Annotated in this window: 3 protein-coding genes; all 3 read left to right on the plus strand. The window is 65.4% G+C overall.

Features of this window, described 5'->3' with window-relative positions; translation table 11 throughout:
* The first annotated feature begins 5 nt into the window (after positions 1–5).
* Genes fliP through fliR form a run of 3 tightly spaced genes read left to right on the plus strand, consistent with a single transcriptional unit; the run spans position 6 to position 1,821 of the window.
* Positions 6–716 (plus strand): flagellar type III secretion system pore protein FliP, encoded by a 711-nt coding sequence (gene fliP, locus LPZ50_RS24380; RefSeq protein ID WP_230665424.1) that lies wholly within the window; start codon positions 6–8, stop codon positions 714–716.
* 10 nt (positions 717–726) lie between these two features.
* The gene (gene fliQ / locus LPZ50_RS24385; protein ID WP_230665422.1) at positions 727–996 is read left to right on the plus strand and encodes a flagellar biosynthesis protein FliQ; all 270 of its coding nucleotides are present in this window, start codon (positions 727–729) and stop codon (positions 994–996) included.
* 36 nt (positions 997–1,032) lie between these two features.
* Positions 1,033–1,821 carry a flagellar biosynthetic protein FliR gene (gene fliR, locus LPZ50_RS24390; protein WP_230665423.1) on the plus strand — a complete coding sequence of 263 codons (789 nt, stop codon included), beginning with the start codon at positions 1,033–1,035 and terminating at the stop codon, positions 1,819–1,821.
* Positions 1,822–2,142 lie beyond the last annotated feature (321 nt).

Here is a 2,142-nt window from a genome sequence, read left to right on the forward strand (position 1 = left end):
CCGGGCTGGCGCTGTTTCCCGCCGGCGCCGTCGCGCAGGCCACGCTGCCGGCCCTGACGGCCACCCCGGGCCCGAACGGCTCGCAGACTTATTCTCTCAGCATGCAGACCCTGCTGCTGATGACCTCGCTGTCGTTCCTGCCCGCGGCGCTGCTGATGATGACCGGCTTCACCCGCATCATCATCGTGCTGGGCCTGCTGCGCAGCGCGCTGGGCACGGCGATGTCGCCGCCCAACCACGTGCTGATCGGGCTGGCGCTGTTCCTGACGTTCTACACCATGTCGCCGGTATTCGACCGCATCTACGCCGAGGCCTACCAGCCGCTGTCGGAAGGCAGCATTCCCTTCGAAACCGCCGTCGAGCGCGCGGCCGCGCCGCTGCACACTTTCATGCTGCACCAGACGCGCGAAAACGACCTTCTGCTGTTCGCCAACCTGGCCAACCAGCCGGCGCTGGAAGATCCTTCCCAGGTGCCCATGCGGATTCTGGTGCCCGCCTTCATCACCAGCGAACTCAAGACCGCCTTCCAGATAGGCTTCACCATCTTCATTCCGTTCCTGATCATCGACCTGGTAGTGGCCAGCGTGCTGATGGCGCTGGGCATGATGATGGTGCCGCCCGTGACGGTTTCTCTGCCGTTCAAGCTGATGCTGTTCGTGCTGGCCGACGGCTGGAACCTGCTGCTGGGCTCGCTGGCTGGCAGTTTTTACCAATAAAGGGGCCGCCATGACTGCTGAAACCGTCATGTCCATGACATACCAGGCGCTGAAGATCGCCCTGGCCATGGCCGGCCCCCTGCTGCTGGTGACCCTGGCGGTGGGCCTGATCATCGCGGTGTTCCAGGCCGCCACGCAGATCAACGAAATGACCCTGTCGTTCATTCCCAAGCTGCTGGCCATGTGCGGCGTGCTGGTGCTGCTGGGCCCGTGGCTGCTGGGCTTGATGACCGACTATATCCGCCAGCTGATCGGCCAGATCCCGCTGCTGGTGTCGTAGGCTCCGGCCTCGCGCAAGGCCGCCGCCGGGCACCCCATGTTCGAATTCACCCAGCAACAACTGGACGCCTGGCTGCTGCAATTCGTGTGGCCGTTCGCTCGCATCCTGGCCCTGGTGGGCAGCGCCCCGCTGTTCTCGGAATCCACTATCCCCACGCGCGTCAAGGTAGGCCTGGCGTTCATGCTGACGGCCGCCGTAGCCCCCGGGCTGCCGCCTCCTCCCGCGATTCCTCCCAGCTCCTTCGCGGCGCTGTTGCTGCTGGCCCAGCAGGTGCTGATAGGGGTGGCCATGGGCTTTGCCATGCGGGTGGTATTCGCGGCCGTGCAAACGGCGGGCGAGTTCGTGGGCCTGCAGATGGGCCTATCGTTCGCATCGTTCTTCGACCCGGCAACGGGGGCCAACACGGCGGTGCTGTCGAGGCTGTTCAACATCGTGGCGATGCTGGTGTTCCTGGCGCTGGACGGGCATCTGCTGGTACTGGCGGCGCTAGTGCGCTCGTTCGACACCCTGCCCCTGGCCGAGATGGGGCTGGACCGCAATGGCTGGGGCCTGCTGGCGCAATGGGGCGAAACCATCTTCGTATCGGGCCTGCTTTTGGCCCTGCCCCTGATCTGCGCCCTGCTGATCATCAACCTGGCCATGGGCATCCTGAACCGCGCCGCACCGCAACTGTCGGTGTTCGCCGTGGGTTTTCCGGTCAGCCTGATCGCGGGGATGGTGCTGTTGATGGTGGTGCTGCCGCAGTCGGCCCCCTTCCTGGAAGGCCTGTTCCGCGACGGCCTGCGTGTCATGAGCGAAGTGGCGGCCGGGCTGGCGGGCATTTGAAGCCGGGCCCGGTAGAGACCCGCGGCGGGTTCTCTCGGGCACAGCCAGGTGTCTGGCACCCTGACGGGAGCCAGACACCCGGTGATACCCGGTTTGCTCTTCCACCTCGATGCAGCCAGCGCCAAAGGCGCCAGGTAAAAAAAGCGCCGGCTAGCCGGCGCAATTTCGGGGGGATGAGCGGCCTACTCAGGCATGGGCCACCATAGGAGCGGTGTATTTGCCGCCAAGCTGCTGGGCGGGCACTTCGATGACTTCGCCGGCATTGATCTTGAACACCGCCACCGCCTCGGACAACTGCTGCGCCTGCTCTTGCAGCGAACC

Origin of the sequence: Bordetella petrii (assembly GCF_020991325.1) — a bacterium.
Taxonomy (GTDB): domain Bacteria; phylum Pseudomonadota; class Gammaproteobacteria; order Burkholderiales; family Burkholderiaceae_B; genus Bordetella_A; species Bordetella_A petrii_E.